Annotated in this window: 20 protein-coding genes; 16 read left to right on the forward strand and 4 right to left on the reverse strand. The window is 65.8% G+C overall.

Annotated elements, in window-relative coordinates:
* Positions 1 to 186: 186 nt before the first annotated feature.
* From WKW79_RS23235 to WKW79_RS23305, 15 genes are all read left to right on the forward strand, one after another.
* Entirely contained in the window at positions 187 to 474 is a 288-nt protein-coding gene (locus WKW79_RS23235; protein ID WP_340337572.1) for a phenol hydroxylase subunit, read from the forward strand.
* A gap of 41 nt (positions 475 to 515) precedes the next feature.
* Positions 516 to 1,511 (forward strand): aromatic/alkene monooxygenase hydroxylase subunit beta, encoded by a 996-nt coding sequence (locus WKW79_RS23240; RefSeq protein WP_340337573.1) that lies wholly within the window; start codon positions 516 to 518, stop codon positions 1,509 to 1,511.
* A 43-nt stretch (positions 1,512 to 1,554) separates the two neighbouring features.
* A complete protein-coding gene (locus WKW79_RS23245; RefSeq protein ID WP_340337574.1) occupies positions 1,555 to 1,851 on the forward strand; it encodes an MmoB/DmpM family protein in 297 nt (98 codons plus the stop codon).
* A 24-nt stretch (positions 1,852 to 1,875) separates the two neighbouring features.
* A complete protein-coding gene (locus WKW79_RS23250) occupies positions 1,876 to 3,453 on the forward strand; it encodes an aromatic/alkene/methane monooxygenase hydroxylase/oxygenase subunit alpha (protein ID WP_340337575.1) in 1,578 nt (525 codons plus the stop codon).
* Between the two features lie 73 nt (positions 3,454 to 3,526).
* Complete coding sequence (locus WKW79_RS23255; protein WP_340337576.1) at positions 3,527 to 3,889, forward strand: phenol hydroxylase subunit P4; 363 nt, start codon at positions 3,527 to 3,529, stop codon at positions 3,887 to 3,889.
* Between the two features lie 18 nt (positions 3,890 to 3,907).
* Positions 3,908 to 4,966: an NADH:ubiquinone reductase (Na(+)-transporting) subunit F gene (locus tag WKW79_RS23260; RefSeq protein WP_340337577.1), complete on the forward strand. Its 1,059-nt coding sequence runs from the start codon at positions 3,908 to 3,910 to the stop codon at positions 4,964 to 4,966.
* 1 nt (position 4,967) lies between these two features.
* The gene (locus WKW79_RS23265) at positions 4,968 to 5,315 is read left to right on the forward strand and encodes a 2Fe-2S iron-sulfur cluster binding domain-containing protein (protein ID WP_340337578.1); all 348 of its coding nucleotides are present in this window, start codon (positions 4,968 to 4,970) and stop codon (positions 5,313 to 5,315) included.
* A 22-nt stretch (positions 5,316 to 5,337) separates the two neighbouring features.
* Positions 5,338 to 6,270, forward strand: coding sequence for a catechol 2,3-dioxygenase (locus WKW79_RS23270; protein WP_340337579.1), 933 nt, complete (start codon positions 5,338 to 5,340; stop codon positions 6,268 to 6,270).
* Between the two features lie 11 nt (positions 6,271 to 6,281).
* Entirely contained in the window at positions 6,282 to 7,736 is a 1,455-nt protein-coding gene (locus WKW79_RS23275; protein WP_340337580.1) for a 2-hydroxymuconic semialdehyde dehydrogenase, read from the forward strand.
* A gap of 19 nt (positions 7,737 to 7,755) precedes the next feature.
* Entirely contained in the window at positions 7,756 to 9,507 is a 1,752-nt protein-coding gene (locus tag WKW79_RS23280) for an arylsulfatase (RefSeq protein WP_340337581.1), read from the forward strand.
* A gap of 58 nt (positions 9,508 to 9,565) precedes the next feature.
* Positions 9,566 to 10,348 (forward strand): 2-oxopent-4-enoate hydratase, encoded by a 783-nt coding sequence (gene dmpE, locus WKW79_RS23285; RefSeq protein WP_340337582.1) that lies wholly within the window; start codon positions 9,566 to 9,568, stop codon positions 10,346 to 10,348.
* A gap of 16 nt (positions 10,349 to 10,364) precedes the next feature.
* Positions 10,365 to 11,288, forward strand: coding sequence for an acetaldehyde dehydrogenase (acetylating) (locus WKW79_RS23290; RefSeq protein WP_340337583.1), 924 nt, complete (start codon positions 10,365 to 10,367; stop codon positions 11,286 to 11,288).
* 10 nt (positions 11,289 to 11,298) lie between these two features.
* On the forward strand, positions 11,299 to 12,360 hold the full coding sequence (dmpG, locus tag WKW79_RS23295; protein ID WP_340337584.1) for a 4-hydroxy-2-oxovalerate aldolase: 1,062 nt from the start codon (positions 11,299 to 11,301) through the stop codon (positions 12,358 to 12,360).
* Entirely contained in the window at positions 12,357 to 13,145 is a 789-nt protein-coding gene (gene dmpH, locus WKW79_RS23300; RefSeq protein WP_340337585.1) for a 2-oxo-3-hexenedioate decarboxylase, read from the forward strand. The genes dmpG and dmpH overlap by 4 nt, the downstream gene beginning before the upstream one ends.
* An 18-nt stretch (positions 13,146 to 13,163) precedes the next feature.
* Positions 13,164 to 13,355, forward strand: coding sequence for a 2-hydroxymuconate tautomerase (locus tag WKW79_RS23305; protein WP_340337586.1), 192 nt, complete (start codon positions 13,164 to 13,166; stop codon positions 13,353 to 13,355).
* 36 nt (positions 13,356 to 13,391) lie between these two features.
* On the opposite strand, the gene WKW79_RS23310 is transcribed toward WKW79_RS23305, so the two are convergent.
* Entirely contained in the window at positions 13,392 to 14,210 is an 819-nt protein-coding gene (locus tag WKW79_RS23310; protein WP_340337587.1) for a hypothetical protein, read from the reverse strand.
* A 117-nt stretch (positions 14,211 to 14,327) separates the two neighbouring features.
* On the opposite strand from WKW79_RS23310, the gene WKW79_RS23315 reads away from it, so the two are divergent.
* Entirely contained in the window at positions 14,328 to 15,521 is a 1,194-nt protein-coding gene (locus WKW79_RS23315; RefSeq protein WP_340337588.1) for an FAD-dependent monooxygenase, read from the forward strand.
* A 40-nt stretch (positions 15,522 to 15,561) separates the two neighbouring features.
* Here WKW79_RS23315 and WKW79_RS23320 read toward each other — a convergent pair whose 3' ends face one another.
* From WKW79_RS23320 to WKW79_RS23330, 3 genes are read right to left on the reverse strand one after another with little or no spacing between them, the layout of a single operon-like run.
* Positions 15,562 to 16,569 carry an SMP-30/gluconolactonase/LRE family protein gene (locus WKW79_RS23320; RefSeq protein WP_422823948.1) on the reverse strand — a complete coding sequence of 336 codons (1,008 nt, stop codon included), beginning with the start codon at positions 16,567 to 16,569 and terminating at the stop codon, positions 15,562 to 15,564.
* Positions 16,566 to 17,471 carry an aldose 1-epimerase gene (locus WKW79_RS23325; RefSeq protein ID WP_340337589.1) on the reverse strand — a complete coding sequence of 302 codons (906 nt, stop codon included), beginning with the start codon at positions 17,469 to 17,471 and terminating at the stop codon, positions 16,566 to 16,568. Before WKW79_RS23325 ends, WKW79_RS23320 begins: the two co-directional genes overlap by 4 nt.
* Positions 17,468 to 18,283 carry an NAD-dependent epimerase/dehydratase family protein gene (locus tag WKW79_RS23330; protein WP_340337590.1) on the reverse strand — a complete coding sequence of 272 codons (816 nt, stop codon included), beginning with the start codon at positions 18,281 to 18,283 and terminating at the stop codon, positions 17,468 to 17,470. The genes WKW79_RS23325 and WKW79_RS23330 overlap by 4 nt, the downstream gene beginning before the upstream one ends.
* Between the last annotated feature and the right edge of the window lie 2 nt (positions 18,284 to 18,285).

Genomic DNA, 18,285 nt, shown 5'->3' on the forward strand with positions numbered 1-18,285 from the left:
TTCATCATTTGATCAAGCTGCACCGCAGCAATTGATCAATCGAAGATCCGGGACTACCCGGTGATCCGCACCCCCGGCGCGAAGGGGGTCATACAAATCAATCACTTAGGCGCGCTGGCACGGCCGTTGCCCTTCTTGTCACGGGTGGCGCTCTTGCTGCCCGCCAAGTGATGGATTGAACAAGTGATGACTTCGCTGCCCGACCACCGCAATGCCAACGCCGGCGCCAGCGCCGCGCAAGTCACCGGCCAACCGTGCTTCGTCCGCGTGACCGGCACGCGCGACACGCGCTTCATCGAATTCGAATTCGCCATCGGCGATCCGGACCTTGCCGTCGAACTCGTCATGCAGTTCCACCAGTTCCGCGAATTCTGCGCACGCCACGAGGTGCGGCACCTGACGACCGAGGAGGGTGCGCGCCTCGATTACGAACGGATGAAGTGGCGCTACGGCGCACCCGGCATCGATCACTGAACCCACCCCTCGCACCAACCCGAAACCCGCAGGAGAACCCCGTGCAAGTCGACATCAAGACCTCCGACATCCGCCCCATCCGGCAGACCTTCTCGCATGTGGCGCGACGGCTCGGCGACAAGCCCGCCTCGCGCTATCAGGAAGCCACGCTGGACATGCAGCCCACCGCCAACTTCCACTACCGCCCGCTGTGGGACCCGCAGCACGAGCTGTACGACAAGCGCCGCACGGCGATCGTGATGGCCGACTGGTACAGCTTCAAGGACCCGCGCCACTTCTACTACGGCGTGTACACGATGACGCGCGCTCGCCAGCAGGAGGGCGCCGACCGCCAATTCGAATTCGCCGAGAAGCGCCAGTTGCTGGCGCAGGCCGACGCCAGCACCCGGGCATCCTTGCAACAGTTGCTCGTGCCGCTGCGCCACTACGAATGGGGCGCCAACATGAACCACAGCTTCTGCTGCGGCTACGGCTACGGCACGGCCATCACACAGCCCTTCGTCTTCGCGGCCATGGACCGCCTTGGCATCGCGCAGTACCTCTCGCGCATCGGCCTGCAACTGGACGGCAACTCGGGCCATGCGCTGGACGCAGGCAAGGAGGCGTGGCTGTCGCACCCCGCCTGGCAGGGCGTGCGCCGGCTGATGGAGAACTTGTTCGTGACCCGTGACTGGTTCGAAGTCTTCGTCGCGCAGAACCTCGTGTTCGACGGCTTCATGTACCCGCTGGTGTACCGCCACTACGTCAACGCGAAGAGCGGCGCGACCGGCAATGCGCTGGCCATGCTGACCGAGTTCATGAACGAATGGTTCGACGAGAACGTGCGCTGGGTCGATGCCACGCTCAAGACCGCCGCCACGGAGTCGCCTGCCAATGCCGCGCTGCTCGCCAAGTGGTACGCCGGCTGGCGCGACCAGATCGTCGAGGCGCTCGCGCCCTTGGCCGCGCTGGCCATCGGAGGCGAGAGCGATGCCACCTTGCAGGAGCTGCGCAGCGCGCTCGATGCGCGCGTCGCACGACTCGGCATCGCGACTTGAACCCCACCCAACACCCCATGCATCCCGCCATCAAGGAGACCCCATGACCACAGCCACTGCCGAACTGTCCCGACCGCCCGTCTTCATCGCGCTGCAAGCCGGCGAGGCCGCCCGCGCCATCGTCGATGCCATCGTGGCCGACAACCCCGACGCGCAAGTCAACGAATACCCCGCGATGGTGAAGATCGATGCGCCCGGCCGGCTGGTGATCCGGCGCGAATCGGTCGAGGCGCTGGTCGGCCGCCGCTGGGACCTGCAGGAGATCCACCTGAGCCTCATCTCGCTCTCCGGAAGCATCGAGGAGAGCGACGACGAATTCATCCTCCACTGGGGCGCCTGAGCCCTCGCATCCAAGGACTTCACGATGACCCAAGCAGACACAACCAAGCGGCCCGCAGCGCGCCTCGGCCTCAAGGAGCGCTACGCGATGATGACCCGCGGCCTCGGATGGGACACCACCTACCAGTCGATGGACGACGTCTTCCCCTTCGACAAGTTCGAAGGCATCAAGATCCACGACTGGGACCAGTGGGAAGACCCCTTCCGCCTGACGATGGACGCCTACTGGAAGTTCCAGGGCGAGAAGGAGAAGAAGCTCTACGCCATCATCGACGCGTTCCAGCAGAACAACGGGCAGTTCAACATCAGCGACCCGCGCTACCTGAACACGCTCAAGCTCTTTCTCACCGGCGTCTCTCCGCTGGAGTACGCAGCGCACCGTGGCTACGCGATGGCCGGGCGTTCCTTCCGCGGCGTGGGGGCGCGCGTGGCTTGCCAGATGCAGTCGATCGACGAGTTGCGCCATGCACAGACGCAGTTCCACACCATCAGCCACTTCAACAAGTACTTCCATGGCTTGCATGACCCGCAGCACATGCACGACCGCGTGTGGTACCTGTCGGTGCCCAAGAGCTACTTCGAGGATGCGATGTCGGCGGGGCCCTTCGAGTTCGTCACGGCGATCTCGTTCTCCTTCGAATACGTGCTGACCAACCTGCTGTTCATGCCCTTCATGAGCGGCGCCGCCTACAACGGCGACATGGCGACCGTCACCTTCGGCTTCTCCGCGCAGAGCGACGAATCGCGCCACATGACGCTGGGGCTGGAAGTGGTGAAGTTCATCCTCGAGCAGGACCCCGACAACGTGCCGATCGTGCAGAAGTGGGTCGACAAGTGGTTCTGGCGCGGCTACCGCCTGCTCACGCTGGTGGCCATGATGATGGACTACATGTTGCCCAAGCGCGTGATGAGTTGGTCGGAGGCGTGGGAGATGTACTTCGAGAAGAACGGCGGCGCGCTGTTCCAGGACCTGGCGCGCTACGGCATCCGCATGCCCAAGTACCACGACGTGGCCGCGAAGGAAAAGAGCCGCATCTCGCACGAGGCCTGGGCCATCTTCAACAACTACGGCCATGCCGCCGACTTCAACGTCTGGGTGCCGAAGCCCGACGAAATGGCGTGGCTGGCCGAGAAGTATCCCGACACCTTCGACACCCTGTACCGCCCGCGCTTCGAATGGCTGTCCGAGCAGGAACAGCAGGGCAAGCGCTGGTTCAACAACACGCTGCCGATGCTGTGCCAGGTCTGCCAGATCCCGATGGCCTTCACCGAGCCGGACGACCCGACTCGGATCTGCTACCGCGAGAGCACGTATCACGGCATGAAGCATCACTTCTGCTCAGACGGCTGCAAGGACGTCTTCGACGGCGAGCCGGAGAAGTACGTGCAGGCCTGGCTGCCGGTGCACCAGATCTACCAGGGCAACTGCTTCCCCGAGGGCACCGACCCGACGGCGCCGGGCTTCAACCCGCTGGCGGCGGTCCTGCAGTACTACCACATCAACGACGGCGCGGACAACGGCGAATTCAACAGCTCGCCCGACAAGGCGAACTGGGAGCGCTGGACCGGCCAGGACCTCTCCGCGCAGGCCAAGGCGGCCTGAAACTCATCGCTCCTTGCTCCCGCCGTGCCTCGCGCACGGCGTGGGCGGAGCTCACCCCAAAAAGGAGAACTACATGTCTGTCGTTGCACTCGCCCCCGACTACACCGGCACCGTGGCCGACAGCGAAGACCGCTTTCACGGCAACCGCCTGCTCTACATCGGCTGGGACGACCACCTGCTGTTCTGCTCGCCCGTCTGCCTGCCGCTTCCTGCCGCCATGCCCTTCGGCGCGTTGCAGAGCGATGTGCTGCCCGGCGTCTATGGCAGCCATCCCGACTTCGAAAAGATCGACTGGAGCCGCACCCAGTGGTTCGACTCCGGCAAGCCCTTCACGCCCGACCCCGCGAAGTCGCTGGCGGACAACGGCCTCGTGCACAAGTCGGCGATTCGCTTCCGCACGCCCGGCCTGAAGGGCATCAAGGGCTCGTCGAGCTGAAGTGCAAGGAGCGATGCCATGAGCTTCCAGATCATGATCGAGCCGCTGGGGCAGGGCGTCCCGGCGCGTGACGGCCAGACCGTGCTTGACGCCTGCCTGCGCGCGGGTGTGTGGCTTCCGCATGCGTGCGGCCACGGCGTCTGCGGCACCTGCAAGGTGCAGGTCCTCGAAGGCGAATACGACCACGGCGAGGCTTCGAATTTCGCGCTGATGGACTTCGAGCGCGACGAAGGAAAGATCCTCGCCTGCTGCGCGATGGCGCAAGCCGACCTGGTGATCGAGGCCGAGATCGACGAAGACCCGGACGCGCAGTTCCTCCAGCTCGGCGACTACGAGGCCGAGCTGGTCGAGGCCCGCATGCTCACGCCAACCATCCGCGGCCTGTGGCTTCGCACCGACCGGCGCGCGGAATTCCAGGCCGGCCAGTACGTGATGCTGCATGTGCCCGGCGTCGAAGGCGAGCGCGCCTTCTCGATTGCCAACGCGCCGAGCGAGGACCTCATCGAACTGCACATCCGCCGCGTGCCGCAGGGCCGCGCGACGGGATGGCTGCATGACGAGTTGCAGGTCGGCCAGCGCCTGCGCTTCACCGCGCCCAACGGCCGCTTCTTCGTGCGCAAGTCGGCCCGGTTGCCGATGATCTTCGTGGCGGGCGGCTCCGGACTGTCGAGCCCGAAGTCGATGGTGCTGGATTTGCTGGCCGAAGGCTGCACGCTGCCGATCACACTCATTCAGGGTGCACGCAACACAGAAGAGCTGTACTTCCGCGACCTGTTCGAGCAACTGGCCGACCAGCACCCGAACTTCACGTACGTCCCGGTGCTGTCGGACCTGCCCGAGGGCGCCGAATGGACCGGCGCACGCGGCTATGCCCACGAGGCGCTCAAGGCCCACTTCGCGAATGACTTCCGCGGCCACAAGGCTTATCTGTGCGGCCCGCCGCCGATGACCGAGGCCTGCATCGCCACGCTGATGCAGGGCCGGCTCTTCGAACGCGACATCTACACCGAGAAGTTCTTCACCGCCGCCGATGCCGCGTCCGCTGCACCGCGCAGCCCGCTCTTCAAGGCGCTGTGACATGCCGCTCGCCATCACGAAGTTCGTCGTCGCCATCGGCAACACGCAGGAACGCTATGCGTGCCGTGCCGACCAGACGCTGCTCGGCGGCATGGAGCAACTCGGCCGCCGGGGCATCCCTGTCGGCTGCCGCGGCGGTGGCTGCGGCGTCTGCAAGGTCCGCATCGAGTCGGGCGCCGTGCGGCGCGACCGCATGAGCCGCCGCCATGTCAGCGCGAAGGAAGAGGCGGAGGGCTACGTGCTGGCCTGCCGCGCCTATCCCCAAAGCGACCTGCAAGTGCAGGCCGTCGCCACCCTCGCGCGCTGCCTCGAGCGGCGCCAGAAACCACATCCGATCACCCCCCACTGACCCCACCCCAAAGGAGACCATCATGGCAATCACTGGCGTTCTGCGTCCCGGACATGTACAGATCCGCGTGCTCGACCTGCCTGCCGCAGTCAAGCACTACACCCAGGTCATCGGCCTGATCGAAACCGCGCGCGATGCGCAGGGCCGTGTCTACCTCAAGGCCTGGGACGAGCATGACCATCACAGCGTCGTGCTGCGCGAGGCCGAGGAAGCGGGCATGGACTTCATGGGCTTCCGCGTCGATTCGCCGGCCACGCTCGACAAGCTGGCCGCCGACGTGAAGGCGAGCGGCCTGGCCACCGACATGCAATGGATCGAGGCCGGCGAGCACCTGCGTACCGGCAAGCGCTTCCGCTTCACCGTGCCGACCGGCCATTCGATCGAACTCTTCGCCGAGAAGGAGAAGGTCGGCAACGGCATGTCCTACGAGAACCCCGAGGTGTACCCGGACGATCTCAAGGGCATGGCCCCTTCGCGCTTCGACCATTGCCTGCTCTACGGCGACGACCTCGACGGCACCATGAAGCTGTTCACCGAAGTGCTCGGCTTCCAGCTCTCCGAGAGCGTCGTGGCCGGCCCGGATCGCATGCACATCGCGGCCTTCCTGACCTGCTCGACCAAGCCGCACGACATCGCCTTCATCCGCCATGCGGAGAAGAACAAGTTCCACCATGCCTCCTTCCTGCTCGACAACTGGGGCGAGGTGTTGAAGGCGGCCGACATCATCTCAAAGAAGCGCGTATCGCTGGACATCGGCCCGACGCGGCATGGCATCACGCGTGGCGAGACCATCTACTTCTTCGACCCGAGTGGCAACCGCAACGAGGTGTTCTCGGGCGGCTACATCTACTACCCGGACAAGCCGCCGCTGGTGTGGACCGACGACGAACTGGGGCGCGCGATCTTCTATCACGACCGCAAGCTCAACGACGCCTTCCTGAGCGTGCTGACCTGAGGACTCGAGCGATGAAGCAGTTCATGAACTTCATCGGTGGCGAATTCGTCGCCACCTCGAAGACCTTCGAGAACCGTGCGCCAGTGGACAACGGCCTGATCGGCCTGGTGCACGAGGCCGGCGCTGCTGAGGTCGATGCCGCCGTGCAAGCGGCGCGCAAGGCCCTCACGGGCGAGTGGGGCCGCATGAGCGTCGTGCGGCGCGTCGAGCTGCTGCACGCAGTCGCCGACGAGATCAACCGCCGCTTCGATGACTTCCTGCAGGCCGAGATGGCAGACACCGGCAAGCCGCATGCGCTGGCCTCGCACGTCGACATCCCGCGCGGCGCGGCCAACTTCAAGGTGTTCGCCGACATCGTGAAGAACGTGCCGACCGAAAGCTTCGAGATGGCCACGCCCGATGGCGGCCAGGCGGTCAACTATGCCGTTCGTTCGCCGCTGGGCGTGATCGGCGTGGTCTGCCCGTGGAACCTGCCGCTGCTGCTCATGACATGGAAGGTCGGCCCGGCACTGGCCTGCGGCAACACGGTGGTCGTCAAGCCATCGGAAGAGACGCCCGCCACCGCGACGCTGCTTGGCGAGGTGATGAACGCGGTCGGCATTCCGCCGGGGGTCTACAACGTGGTGCACGGCTTCGGGCCGGGGTCGGCCGGCGAGTTCCTCACGCGCCACCCCGGAGTCGACGGCATCACCTTCACCGGCGAGACGCGCACCGGCGAGGCCATCATGGGGGCGGCCTCCAAGGGCGTGCGTCCGGTCTCCTTCGAGCTGGGCGGCAAGAACGCGGGGATCGTGTTCGCCGACGCCGATTTCGACAAGGCCGTGGCAGGCATCACGCGCTCGGCCTTCGAGAACTGCGGGCAGGTGTGCCTCGGAACCGAGCGCGTTTACGTACAGCGGCCGATCTTCGAGAAGTTCGTCGCGGCCCTGAAGGCGAAGGCCGAGGCGCTCAAGCCCGGGCCGTCGATGGAGGCCGGCGTCAACTTTGGCCCGTTGATCTCGCGCGAGCATCAGCAGAAGGTGCTGTCGTACTACAGCAAGGCGGCAGAGGCCGGCGCCACGGTGGTCACTGGCGGCGGCGTGCCGGAGATGCCGGACGCGCTCGCGGACGGCCACTGGGTGCAACCGACCATCTGGACCGGCCTGCCGGAGACGGCCGCCGTGATCCGCGAAGAGATCTTCGGCCCCTGCTGCCACATCGCACCCTTCGACACGGAAGACGAGGCGATCGCACTGGCCAATGCCACCGACTACGGGCTGGCCACCACCGTCTGGACCGAGAGCCTGGGCCGCGCCCATCGCGTCGCGAAGCTGGTGCAAGTGGGCATCTGCTGGGTCAACAGCTGGTTCCTGCGCGACCTGCGCACCGCCTTCGGTGGCGCCAAGGCGTCGGGCATCGGCCGTGAGGGCGGCGTGCATTCGCTCGAGTTCTACACGGAGCTGCGCAATGTCTGCATCAAGCTCTGACCGCACCAGGACAACACCCATGAGGAACAGAGAAAGAACCGCCGCAGTCGGGGCGCTGAAGTTCATGCTCGCAGCGGTCTTTACGGCGGCCCAGTGCGCGGCAATGGCGGCCGGCCCGGATGCATCGACCGGCTCCACTGCGCGCCGGCCGAACATCCTCCTGATCGTGGCCGACGACCTGGGCTATTCGGACCTGGGCTCCTTCGGCAGCGAGATCGCGACACCGAACCTGGATGCGCTCGCGAAGGACGGGATGCGGATGACGAGCTTCTATGCCTCGCCGTTCTGCTCGCCGACGCGCGCCATGCTGATGACGGGCGCGGACAACCACCAGGTGGGCTTCGGCAGCATGGCCGAATTGCTGACACCGCAGCAGCGCAGCCGGCCCGGCTACGAAGGCTTCCTCACGGACCGCGCCGTGCCCTTCCCGGCGTTGTTGAAGGATGCGGGCTACCACACCTACATGGCCGGCAAGTGGCATCTGGGCGTGAAGGAGGAGCACGCCCCGCCGAACCGCGGCTTCGAGCAGTCCTTTGCCATGATGAACGGCGGTGCCAGCCATTTCGACCAGACTGGCATCATCACCTTCGATGTCAACAAGACGCCGATGGCGCTCTACCGCGAGAACGGCAAGGAGGTGCAGATCCCGAAGGACTTCTATTCCAGCGAGTATTTCGCATCGAAGCTCACTTCGTACATCGACGCGAACAAGGGTGATGGCCGGCCCTTCTTCGGGTATCTGGCGTTCACGGCGCCGCATTGGCCGTTGCAGGCGCGGGACGCATACATCCACAAGTACGAAGGCAAGTACGACGTGGGCTATGACGTGATCCGCGAGCGCCGTCTCGAACGCATGAAAGCCCTCGGCATCCTGCCCAAAGACACGCAGGCCTATGTCGGAAACCCGGCGTGGCCACGCTGGACCCAGCTGAGTGCGCAGGAGAAGCAGGTCGAGTCGAAGCGCATGGCGGTCTACGCCGCGATGGTCGAGTCGCTGGACGCCGAAGTCGGCCACCTCGTGGCCCACCTCAAACGCATCGGCGAATACGACAACACCGTGATCTTCTTCATGTCGGACAACGGGGCCGACGGGAACACGGTGCTCGATGAAGGCGAGACGCGCGCGTGGGCCCGGGCGCATCGCGACAACAGCCTTGCCAACACGGGTCGGGTCGGTTCCTTCGCCGAGTACGGGCCGGGTTGGGCGCAGGTCGGCTCCACGCCCTTCAACATGTACAAGGCCTTCATGTACGAGGGCGGCATCTCGGTACCGGCCATTGCACGCGTGCCGCATGGACTGCGCCACGACACGATCTCGCGTGCACCCGCGCACGTGACAGACATCGCCCCCACGCTGCTGGAAGTGGCCGGCGTGAAACCACCGGGCACGCACTACCAGGGCCGCGAAGTGCTGGCGATGCAAGGGCGCTCGATGCTCGGGCTGTTGTCGGGCCAGCGAAACAAGGTTCACGACGAGTTCAGGCAGGGCTGGGAGCTCAACGGGCGCCGCGCCATGCGTGTGGGCGACTGGAAGATCGTGCAGGCGAACAAGCCATGGGGCTCGGGCGAGTGGGAGCTGTATGACCTGGCCCGCGACCGCCCGGAACTCCACAACCTGGCCGCGAGCCATCCCGCAAAGCTGAAGGAACTGCTGACGCAGTACGAACGCTATGCCAGGGACAACGGCGTGGTCGAGTTCGAGGGCCTGTCCACCCGGGCGGGCTACAGCAACAGCCTCAACTACTACAAGGACATCGATGACATCCAGTGAAGCATTGGCCGATGCCGTCCGGCAGCCCGACCGACCAACCCTCCCCAAGGGAACACCCATGGACCCCACACTCATCCGGCAACTCGGCGACGAGCTGTACGGCGCCTTGCGCGACCGCACCGTCGTCGAGCCGCTGACCAACCGCCACGAAGGCATCACCATCGCCGATGCCTACGGCGTGCAGCAGCGCATGATCGCGCGCCGCACCGATGCGGGCGAACGGATCGTCGGCAAGAAGATCGGCGTGACCTCGCGCGCCGTGATGAACATGCTGGGCGTGTTCCAGCCCGACTTCGGCTACCTGCTCGACGGCATGATCGTCGGCGAAGGCGAGTCGATCGACAGCAGCACGCTGATCCAGCCCAAGGCCGAGGGTGAGATTGCGTTCCTGCTCAAGCGCGACCTCATGGGCCCCGGCATCGGCAATGCCGACGTGCTAGGCGCCACCGAATGCGTGATGCCGTGCTTCGAGATCGTCGACTCCCGTATCCGCGACTGGAAGATCAAGATCGCGGACACGGTGGCCGACAACGCGTCATGCGGGGTGTTCGTGCTGGGCGACAGCGCAGTCGACCCGCGCCGCATCGACCTGGCCACCTGCGGCATGGTTCTGGAGAAGAACGGCGAAATCATCGCCACTGGCGCGGGTGCTGCTGCACTCGGTTCACCCGTCAATGCCGTGGCCTGGCTTGCCAACACGCTGGGGACGCTCGGCATCGGGCTCAAGGCGGGCGAGGTCATCTTGTCCGGCGCGCTGGCGGCGATGTTTCCGGCCAAGGCCGGCGACAACTTCCGCGTGTCCATCGGCGGCCTCGGTGGCTGCTCGGTCCGCTTTCATTGAAGAGAGGAGCACTTTCATGACGAAGAAGATCAAGTGCGCGCTGATCGGTCCGGGCAACATCGGCACCGACCTGCTCGCCAAGTTGCAGCGCAGCCCGGTGCTCGAACCCGTGTGGATGGTGGGCATTGACCCCGCGTCCGACGGCCTCAAGCGCGCGAGCGAAATGGGCCTGAAGACCACCGCCGAAGGCGTGGACGGGCTGCTGCCGCATGTGAAGGCCGACGGCGTGCAGATCGCCTTCGATGCGACCAGCGCCTATGTGCATGAGGAGAACAGCCCGAAGCTCAATGCGCTGGGCGTGCTGATGATCGACCTGACGCCCGCGGCCATCGGCCCGTTCTGCGTGCCACCGGTCAACCTCCCATCATTGATGGCCGGGGAGGGTGAGCTTCCCGCGAACGTCAACATGGTCACCTGCGGTGGGCAGGCCACGATCCCGATGGTGGCGGCCGTGTCGCGCGTGCAGCCTGTGGCTTATGGGGAGATCGTCGCCACCGTGTCGAGCCGCTCGGTCGGCCCCGGCACGCGCAAGAACATCGATGAGTTCACCCGAACAACCGCGGGTGCAGTCGAGCGCGTGGGTGGCGCAGCGAAAGGCAAGGCGATCATCATCGTCAACCCCGCGGAGCCACCGCTGATCATGCGCGACACCGTGCATTGCCTGACGGAAGAGGAGCCGGACCAGGCGCGCATCACCGCCTCCGTGCACCAGATGCTGGCCGAGGTGCAGAAGTACGTGCCGGGCTACAAGCTGGTGAACGGCCCGGTCTTTGATGGCAAGCGCGTGTCGATCTACCTCGAGGTCGAAGGCCTCGGCGACTACCTGCCCAAGTACGCCGGCAACCTCGACATCATGACCGCCGCCGCGGCGCGCACGGCGGAGATGTTCGCCGAAGCGATGCTCGCCGGCGCCCGCCAACCCGAAGACGCCACTGCCTGAGAGCACCACCATGACCACCACGAACATGAAAGGCCGCCGCGTCACCGTGCACGACATGACGCTGCGCGACGGCATGCATCCCAAGCGCCATCTGATGACGCTTGAGCAGATGAAGGACATCGCCACCGGGCTCGACGAAGCCGGCGTGCCGCTGATCGAGGTCACGCATGGCGACGGACTGGGCGGCAGCTCGGTCAACTACGGATTCCCCGCGCACACCGACGAGCAATACCTGGGCGCCGTGATCCCGTTGATGAAGCAGGCCAAGGTCTCGGCGCTGCTGATCCCCGGCATCGGCACCGTCGACCACCTGCGCATGGCGCACGGCCTGGGCGTGCACACGGTGCGCGTGGCCACGCACTGCACCGAGGCCGATGTATCGGAGCAGCACATCACGATGGCGCGCAAGCTGGACATGGACACCGTCGGCTTCCTCATGATGGCGCACATGGCGCCACCCGAGGTGCTGGTGAAGCAGGCACTGCTGATGGAAGGCTATGGGGCCAACTGCATCTACGTGACCGACTCGGCAGGCTACATGCTGCCCGACGATGTGACGGCCCGCGTCGGCGCCGTGCGCGCCGCGCTCAAGCCGGACACCGAGCTCGGCTTTCATGGCCATCACAACCTCGCGATGGGCGTCGCGAACTCGATCGCGGCGGTGGGGGCGGGCGCGAACCGCATCGACGCCGCAGCGGCCGGCCTCGGCGCCGGCGCGGGCAACACGCCGATGGAGGTGTTCGTCGCGGTGTGCGACCGCATGGGCATCGAGACCGGCGTGGACGTGTTCCGCATCCAGGACGTGGCTGAAGACCGCGTGGTGCCGATCATGGACCACATGATCCGCGTCGACCGGGACTCACTGACGCTTGGCTATGCCGGCGTGTACTCCAGCTTCCTGCTCTTCGCCAAGCGGGCCGAGAAGAAGTACGGCGTGCCGGCGCGCGAGATCCTGGTCGAACTGGGTCGGCGCGGCATGGTCGGCGGGCAGGAGGACATGATCGAGGACACGGCGATCACCCTTGCGCGCAGCCGCAAGTCTGCCGTGCAAGCGCAAGAGGTGGCGACATGAAGCTCGACGACAAGACCATCGCCGCGCTGGCCGAACATCTTGAGACCAGCGAACTCGAGGCGCGCGATACACCCAAGATCACCGACGACTATCCGCAGATGGACTGGGACGACGCCTACGCCATCCAGAACGAACTGCGCCGCAGGAAGCTCGCACGCGGTCACCGCGTCATCGGCCTGAAAGCCGGCCTGACCTCGCACGCCAAGATGAAGCAGATGGGCGTGACCACTCCCGTTTTCGGCTTCATGGCCGACAACTATGCCGTGCCGGAAGGTGGGGAGTGCAAGGTGAGCGAGTTGATCCATCCCAAGGTCGAGCCCGAGATCGCCTTCGTCACGCGGCGCGCGTTGAAGGGGCCGGGCTGCCACATAGCGGCCGTGCTCGCGGCCACGGACTTCGTGCTGCCGGGCATCGAGGTGATCGACAGTCGGTATCGTGATTTCAAGTTCGACCTGAAGAGCGTGGTGGCGGACAACACCTCGGCTTCGCGCTTCGTCGTTGGCGGGCGGGCTGTGCCGGTGGACGAGGTCGACCTGCGCACCACGGGCATCGTGCTGGAGAAGAACGGCGAGCCGGTGGCCTTCGGCGCCGGCGCCGCGGTGCTGGGCCATCCGGCGGCGGCCATTGCCATGCTGGCCAATCACCTTGGCGCGCGGGGCGAGGAGATCCCGGCGGGCACGTTGATCCTGTCGGGCGGCATCACCGAGGCGGTGGCCGTGAAGGCGGGCGATGCGGTCACGCTCAAGGTGCAGGGCATGGGCAGTGTCGGACTGCGATTCGTGTGAATCAAGGGCGGAAGGAACATGCCATTTGCGCAGATCTACCTCATCGAGGGGCGAACTGAAGAGCAGAAGCGCGCCCTGATCGAGAAGGTCACGGTTGCCATCGTCGAAGCCGTTGGCGCGCCCAGGGAGAACGTGCGCGTATGGCTGCACGACATTCCCAAGGAGAACTGGGGCATCGCCGGCGTATCGGCAAAGGCGCTCGGGCGTTGAGATGAAAGGGGCTGCGCTCCTGGCGCAATCCGCTTGTCAACCGCCAGGAACGCACACCATCGCGATGCTGATCCAGACGCCCAGACTGAAGTAGGGCGTCAGCCAGAGCGCATCGGCCTTCCATGCCGACCAACTGCCGCTTTGCACGCGCCGGTGCCAGGCGTCGCGCGCGCCCTGGTCCAGCCGCATGTAGGTCTGCCCGCGCGCGCGGCCATGCTGGTAGCGGCGCCAGTACATCGGCACGTCCACGCCCAGGACATAGGCGACGAAGGACACGGAGCCCAGGATGCCGAAGATGGCCAGCGTGTTGACCCAGCCACTGCTGTCCAGCGCGATGACCGCCAGCAGCGCCGCCATCCATGAAAATCCTGCCGCCCAGAGCAAGGACTCGACGGCTTGCGTGATGTGGTTCAGCGTCAGCACGCTGTGCCAACAGAAGCACTGGGCCACCACCATGAACACCGGGACCACCCACGCGGCCGTTTGCACCCACGGCATGCCGGCATGCGCGCCCAGTTGATGGACCAGCAGCCCCAGTTGCATTGCGAAGCAGATCTCGGCGACCGTGGCTGCGGCGCGGCCCAGGAAGATGCTGGAGAGGCGCGTGTCCACGACCACCAGGCGTTCGAGGTCCACCCGTGGAAACATCGAACGGTAGGCGCAGACCAGCACGTAGACGCCGGACAGCGCCAGTTGCAGCCCGCCGTGGACACCGTTGATGGGCCCGAAGTGCAGCACGGCCAACCAGAGGCAGACATTGAGCACGGCGAGCGCACGCAGCGTCCGCCACCACGACAGCACCTTCGCGTCCGGCTGGACAACGCCTATCGACATTTCGTGACGGAGTGATGACATGGGGCGGCGAGCGTAACCGGGAGTCGATCGCGCAGGCAAGCCCCTTCTCGACATCGCGCTGCCTGATGTCAGCCGGGATGGATCGACAGCATCAGGGAAGCGGAGAATGCATCTCCGATGGCACATCACCCCACTTCGATAGCAATCGTCGGCGGCGGCATCGGCGGCCTTGCAGCAGGCATCGGGCTGTCGCAAGCGGGCTTCGATGTGCAGGTGTACGAGCAGAAGCGGGATCTGCACGAGGCCGGCGCGGGCATACAGGTCAGTCCCAATGCGTCCCGCGTCCTGCATCGCCTCGGCCTCGCGGACGCATTGGCGGCGACGGCCGTTCGCCCGCTTGCCTGGCATCAGCGACGTTGGGACGACGGTCGCACGCTGCTTCACACGCCGCTTGGCGACACCGTCGAGGCGGCCTTCGGATTTCCTCACGTCCAGGTTCATCGGGCCGATCTGCTGGATGTGCTCCGGCATGCCCTTCCCTCCGAACGCGTGCACACCGGCCATCGCTTCGAAAGTTGCACGGACCATGGGGACCACGTCGAGCTGCGCTTCGAAAGCGGGTCGCGCACCCAATGCGATGTGTTCGTCGGTGCCGATGGCATTCACTCCGCCGCGCGCCGCGTTCTCTTTGGCGATGCAACCCCTCGATTCACCGGATGCGTCGCCTACCGGGGCCTGGTGCCTGCCAGTCGGCTGGCGCACCTGGGCCTTCCGCTGGAATCCCAGGTCTGGATGGGACCGGGCAAGCACTTCGTGCACTACTTCGTGCAGAAGCAAGCCCTCGTCAATTTCGTCGCCGTCGTCGACCAGGACGAATGGGCGCGCGAATCATGGATCGAGCCGGCCGCCATGGCCCAGGCGCTGGCCGCGTTCGAGGGCTGGCATCCACAGGTCCGCACGATCCTCTCGGCCGTCGACGAGATCTTTGTCTGGGGTCTCTTCGATCGCTCGCCCATGGCGCAGTGGTCGGTCGGACGATGCACCTTGCTGGGCGATGCCTGCCATGCCATGCTGCCCTTCATGGCGCAGGGCGCGGCACAGGCGATCGAGGACGGCGCGACCCTGGCGGCGTGTCTTGCAAAGCTCGGCCCGCAGGACGTCCAGGGGGCGCTGCGGCTCTATGAATCCTTGCGATTGCCGCGGGCCACGCACGTGCAGGATGCGTCGAGGGAGAACAAGACCCGCTTCCATCTGCCGGACGGTCCCTTGCAAGAGGCACGCGATGCGCAGATGGCGCGTGGTGCGACCGACTGGTCCTTCAAGGCCGTCGAGTGGCTTTACGGTCATGACGCGGGCGTGGTCGAGGTCTAGCTTTTTCCAGCCTGTTCACCGTCATGGACTCAAGCGTTGCTCATCGACGTTCCGCACCTCGCGTATTGACGTAGAGCGCGTAGATCGAATGGCTGCTCGCCATGAAGAGCCGGTTGTTGTCCGCACCGCCGAAGCAAAGGTTCGCGCAGCGCTCCGGCAAGCGGATGTGGCCAATGGGGCGGCCTTCGGGATTGAAGACCATGACGCCGTCGAGCGCGCTGGCATCCGCGCCGGCCGAGCCATCGCTGCCCCAGCCGGCCCAGATGTTCCCGTCCGCGTCGCACTTGATGCCGTCGAACGCGCCAGGCCCCTGCGCGTCGATGTGCAGTGTCTTGTTCGAGAGAGTTCCGTCGCTGCCGACCGAATAGGCCCAGACGCGCCGGCTCGGCTCGGCACGGCTCTCGACCACGTAGAGCGTTCGTTCGTCGGGCGAGAAGCACAGCCCGTTGGGGCCGGCGAGGTCGTCGATGACCTGGCTCAGTTGCCCGCTCTCCGGGTCGATCCGATAAACCGCGTGCGGCAGTTCCTGCGTGGCGATGCGGCCCTCGTAGTTGTTGGCCAACTGGAAGGGCGGATCGGTGAACCAGATCGCGCCGTTCGACTGGCACACGATGTCGTTGGGCGAGTTCAGGCGCTTGCCTACGAAGCGATCTGCGAGGGTGGTGATGCGACCATCGTGCTCGGTCCGGCTGATGCGTCGCGTGACGGCTGCTTCGCAGGTGATCAGGCGACCCTGCAAGTCGCGCGTATGGCCGTTCGCATGGTTCGACGACTCGCGGTAGACGGAGGCCACGCCGGTGACCTCGTCCCACCGGATGATGCGGTTGCTGGCCACGTCGCTTGCGAGCAGATAGCGACCGTCGCCGAACCAGACGGGGCCTTCCATCCAGCGGAAGCCGGTGGCCAGGCGCTCGACGCTGGCTGCGAACAGCCGGTACCTGGCGAAGGAGGGATCGAGGATCACCACCGCCGGGTCCGGATAGCGCAGCGAAGGGGCCCAGCCCGTGCGCGCTCCCATCGGGAGATCGTTCATCGTGTGCGTTGTCATGGTGATTCAAGCCTGAACTCGACCGCGCCACTCAATGTCTGACCGGGCGCCAGCACCTGCGTGCCGGTACCGGCGACACCGTCGGCTGCGAGGTTGAAGGCGTCGGCGGTGTGGCTGACAGGTTCGATGCAGATGTAGGGCGCGTCGGCCGGTCGGTGCAGGACCAGGTGGTCCAGTTCGCGTGAGGCAAGGATGCGCAGGGAAGGGGTGGATTCGTCTCCGCTGCCAAGGCGCAAGTCACCGTCCCACGCGCTGTAGCAGCGCGTGAATCCTTCGAGGCCGATGGGGCGCGTGGCGCTGAAGTCGTCCACTGGGTCGACGGCATCGGCGCGCAGGCTCAGGAAGTCCGGTGTCATCACCCAGCATTTGTGCGCAGTGAAACGCAGGCTTGAAGACGTGTGGCAGTGGACGTAGGGGTGCAGGCCGATGCCAGCCGGCATGGGCTTCATATCTGCGTTGCCGACGGAGATTTCAACGCGCAGCGAAGCGGGGCTGAGGGCCACCGTCAACTCGGCCCTGTAGCGCCACGGCCAATGCGCGTCCGGTTCCTTGTCCAAGCGAAGGGAAACTTGCGCTTCCTCTGAGCGGACGACTTGCCATGGGCTCTGGTGCGCCGTGCCGTGCAGCGTGTGCGGCAAGGCATCCGGATGCGGACACAGCGCGATGCGCTCGCCGGCATGCCGCAATTGTGCATTCGCAATCCGACCCCAGTAGGGAACCAGCGGGTACATGCCGCCCTTGGCCCAATGCAGGAGTTCGCTGCGCTCCTCCGGGTAGGGATGGAAGACATCGAACGCCTGGCCATCTCCATCCGACAGTCGGCACTGCGTGATGCGACCGCCGAGCGCAGGCGCGACGCGCACGAACGCTGCTCCCTGACGCAGTTCGATGATCTCGCTCATGTCGTCCCCGACGCCTGCAACACCGATGCCAGCGACGCAGCCGCGTAGGCGCCGCCGACATGGTCTCGCCCCGAGGTCTCGGGGTCCATCGCATCGTGATCCAGATAGCCTGGCGCCAGGAAGTCCGAGGCGTTGTCCTGCGGCCGGTAGCCGAGTTCCCGCGCACGGTGGTTGGCGAAGAAGGGCCGCGGGCTGTCGGAGACACCGTAGACGATCTCGTTGACCACGCCAGGATGCTCCAGCCCGATGCGGATCAGTTGCGCGAGGTCGCGGATGCTGACCCAGATCCGCAGACGCCTTGCATCGCCGACCTGCGCATCCGCATTGCCGATGCGGATGACGAAAGCCGCCGGCCCGCCGCGCAACGCATGGCTTGCGCAGGCCGCCTCGCCGAACACCTTGCTCATGCCGTAGTAGCTGTCGGGCGCCGGCGGCAAGGTGTCGAAGAACTCGGCGGCGTCGGCGCGGTATTGCCCGAGCACGTGGTGGCTGCTGGCAAAGACGAAGCGCTGCACGCCGTGGCGATGCGATGCTTCCAGCAACTGGAGCGTGGCCTGGTAGTTGGGACCGAACGTCGATTCGAAGCGTGCCGCAGGCCCGTGGACGCAGGCCAGGTGCAGCACCGCATCGACGCCCGCGACGGCCCTTTGCACGAAGGCCGGGTCGCACAGGTCGCCGTTCATCGTCTCTTCGCCTTCCGTCGGCGTGATGGCCTGCAAGTCGACGAGGCGCAGCCGGTAGTGCTCGCGGAGCAAGGGTCGCAACGCGGTGCCGACCAGTCCGGCCGCGCCGGTGACGAGAAGTAGTTTCATGT

The sequence above is a fragment of the Variovorax robiniae genome (assembly GCF_037889955.1).
Taxonomy (GTDB): domain Bacteria; phylum Pseudomonadota; class Gammaproteobacteria; order Burkholderiales; family Burkholderiaceae_C; genus Variovorax; species Variovorax robiniae.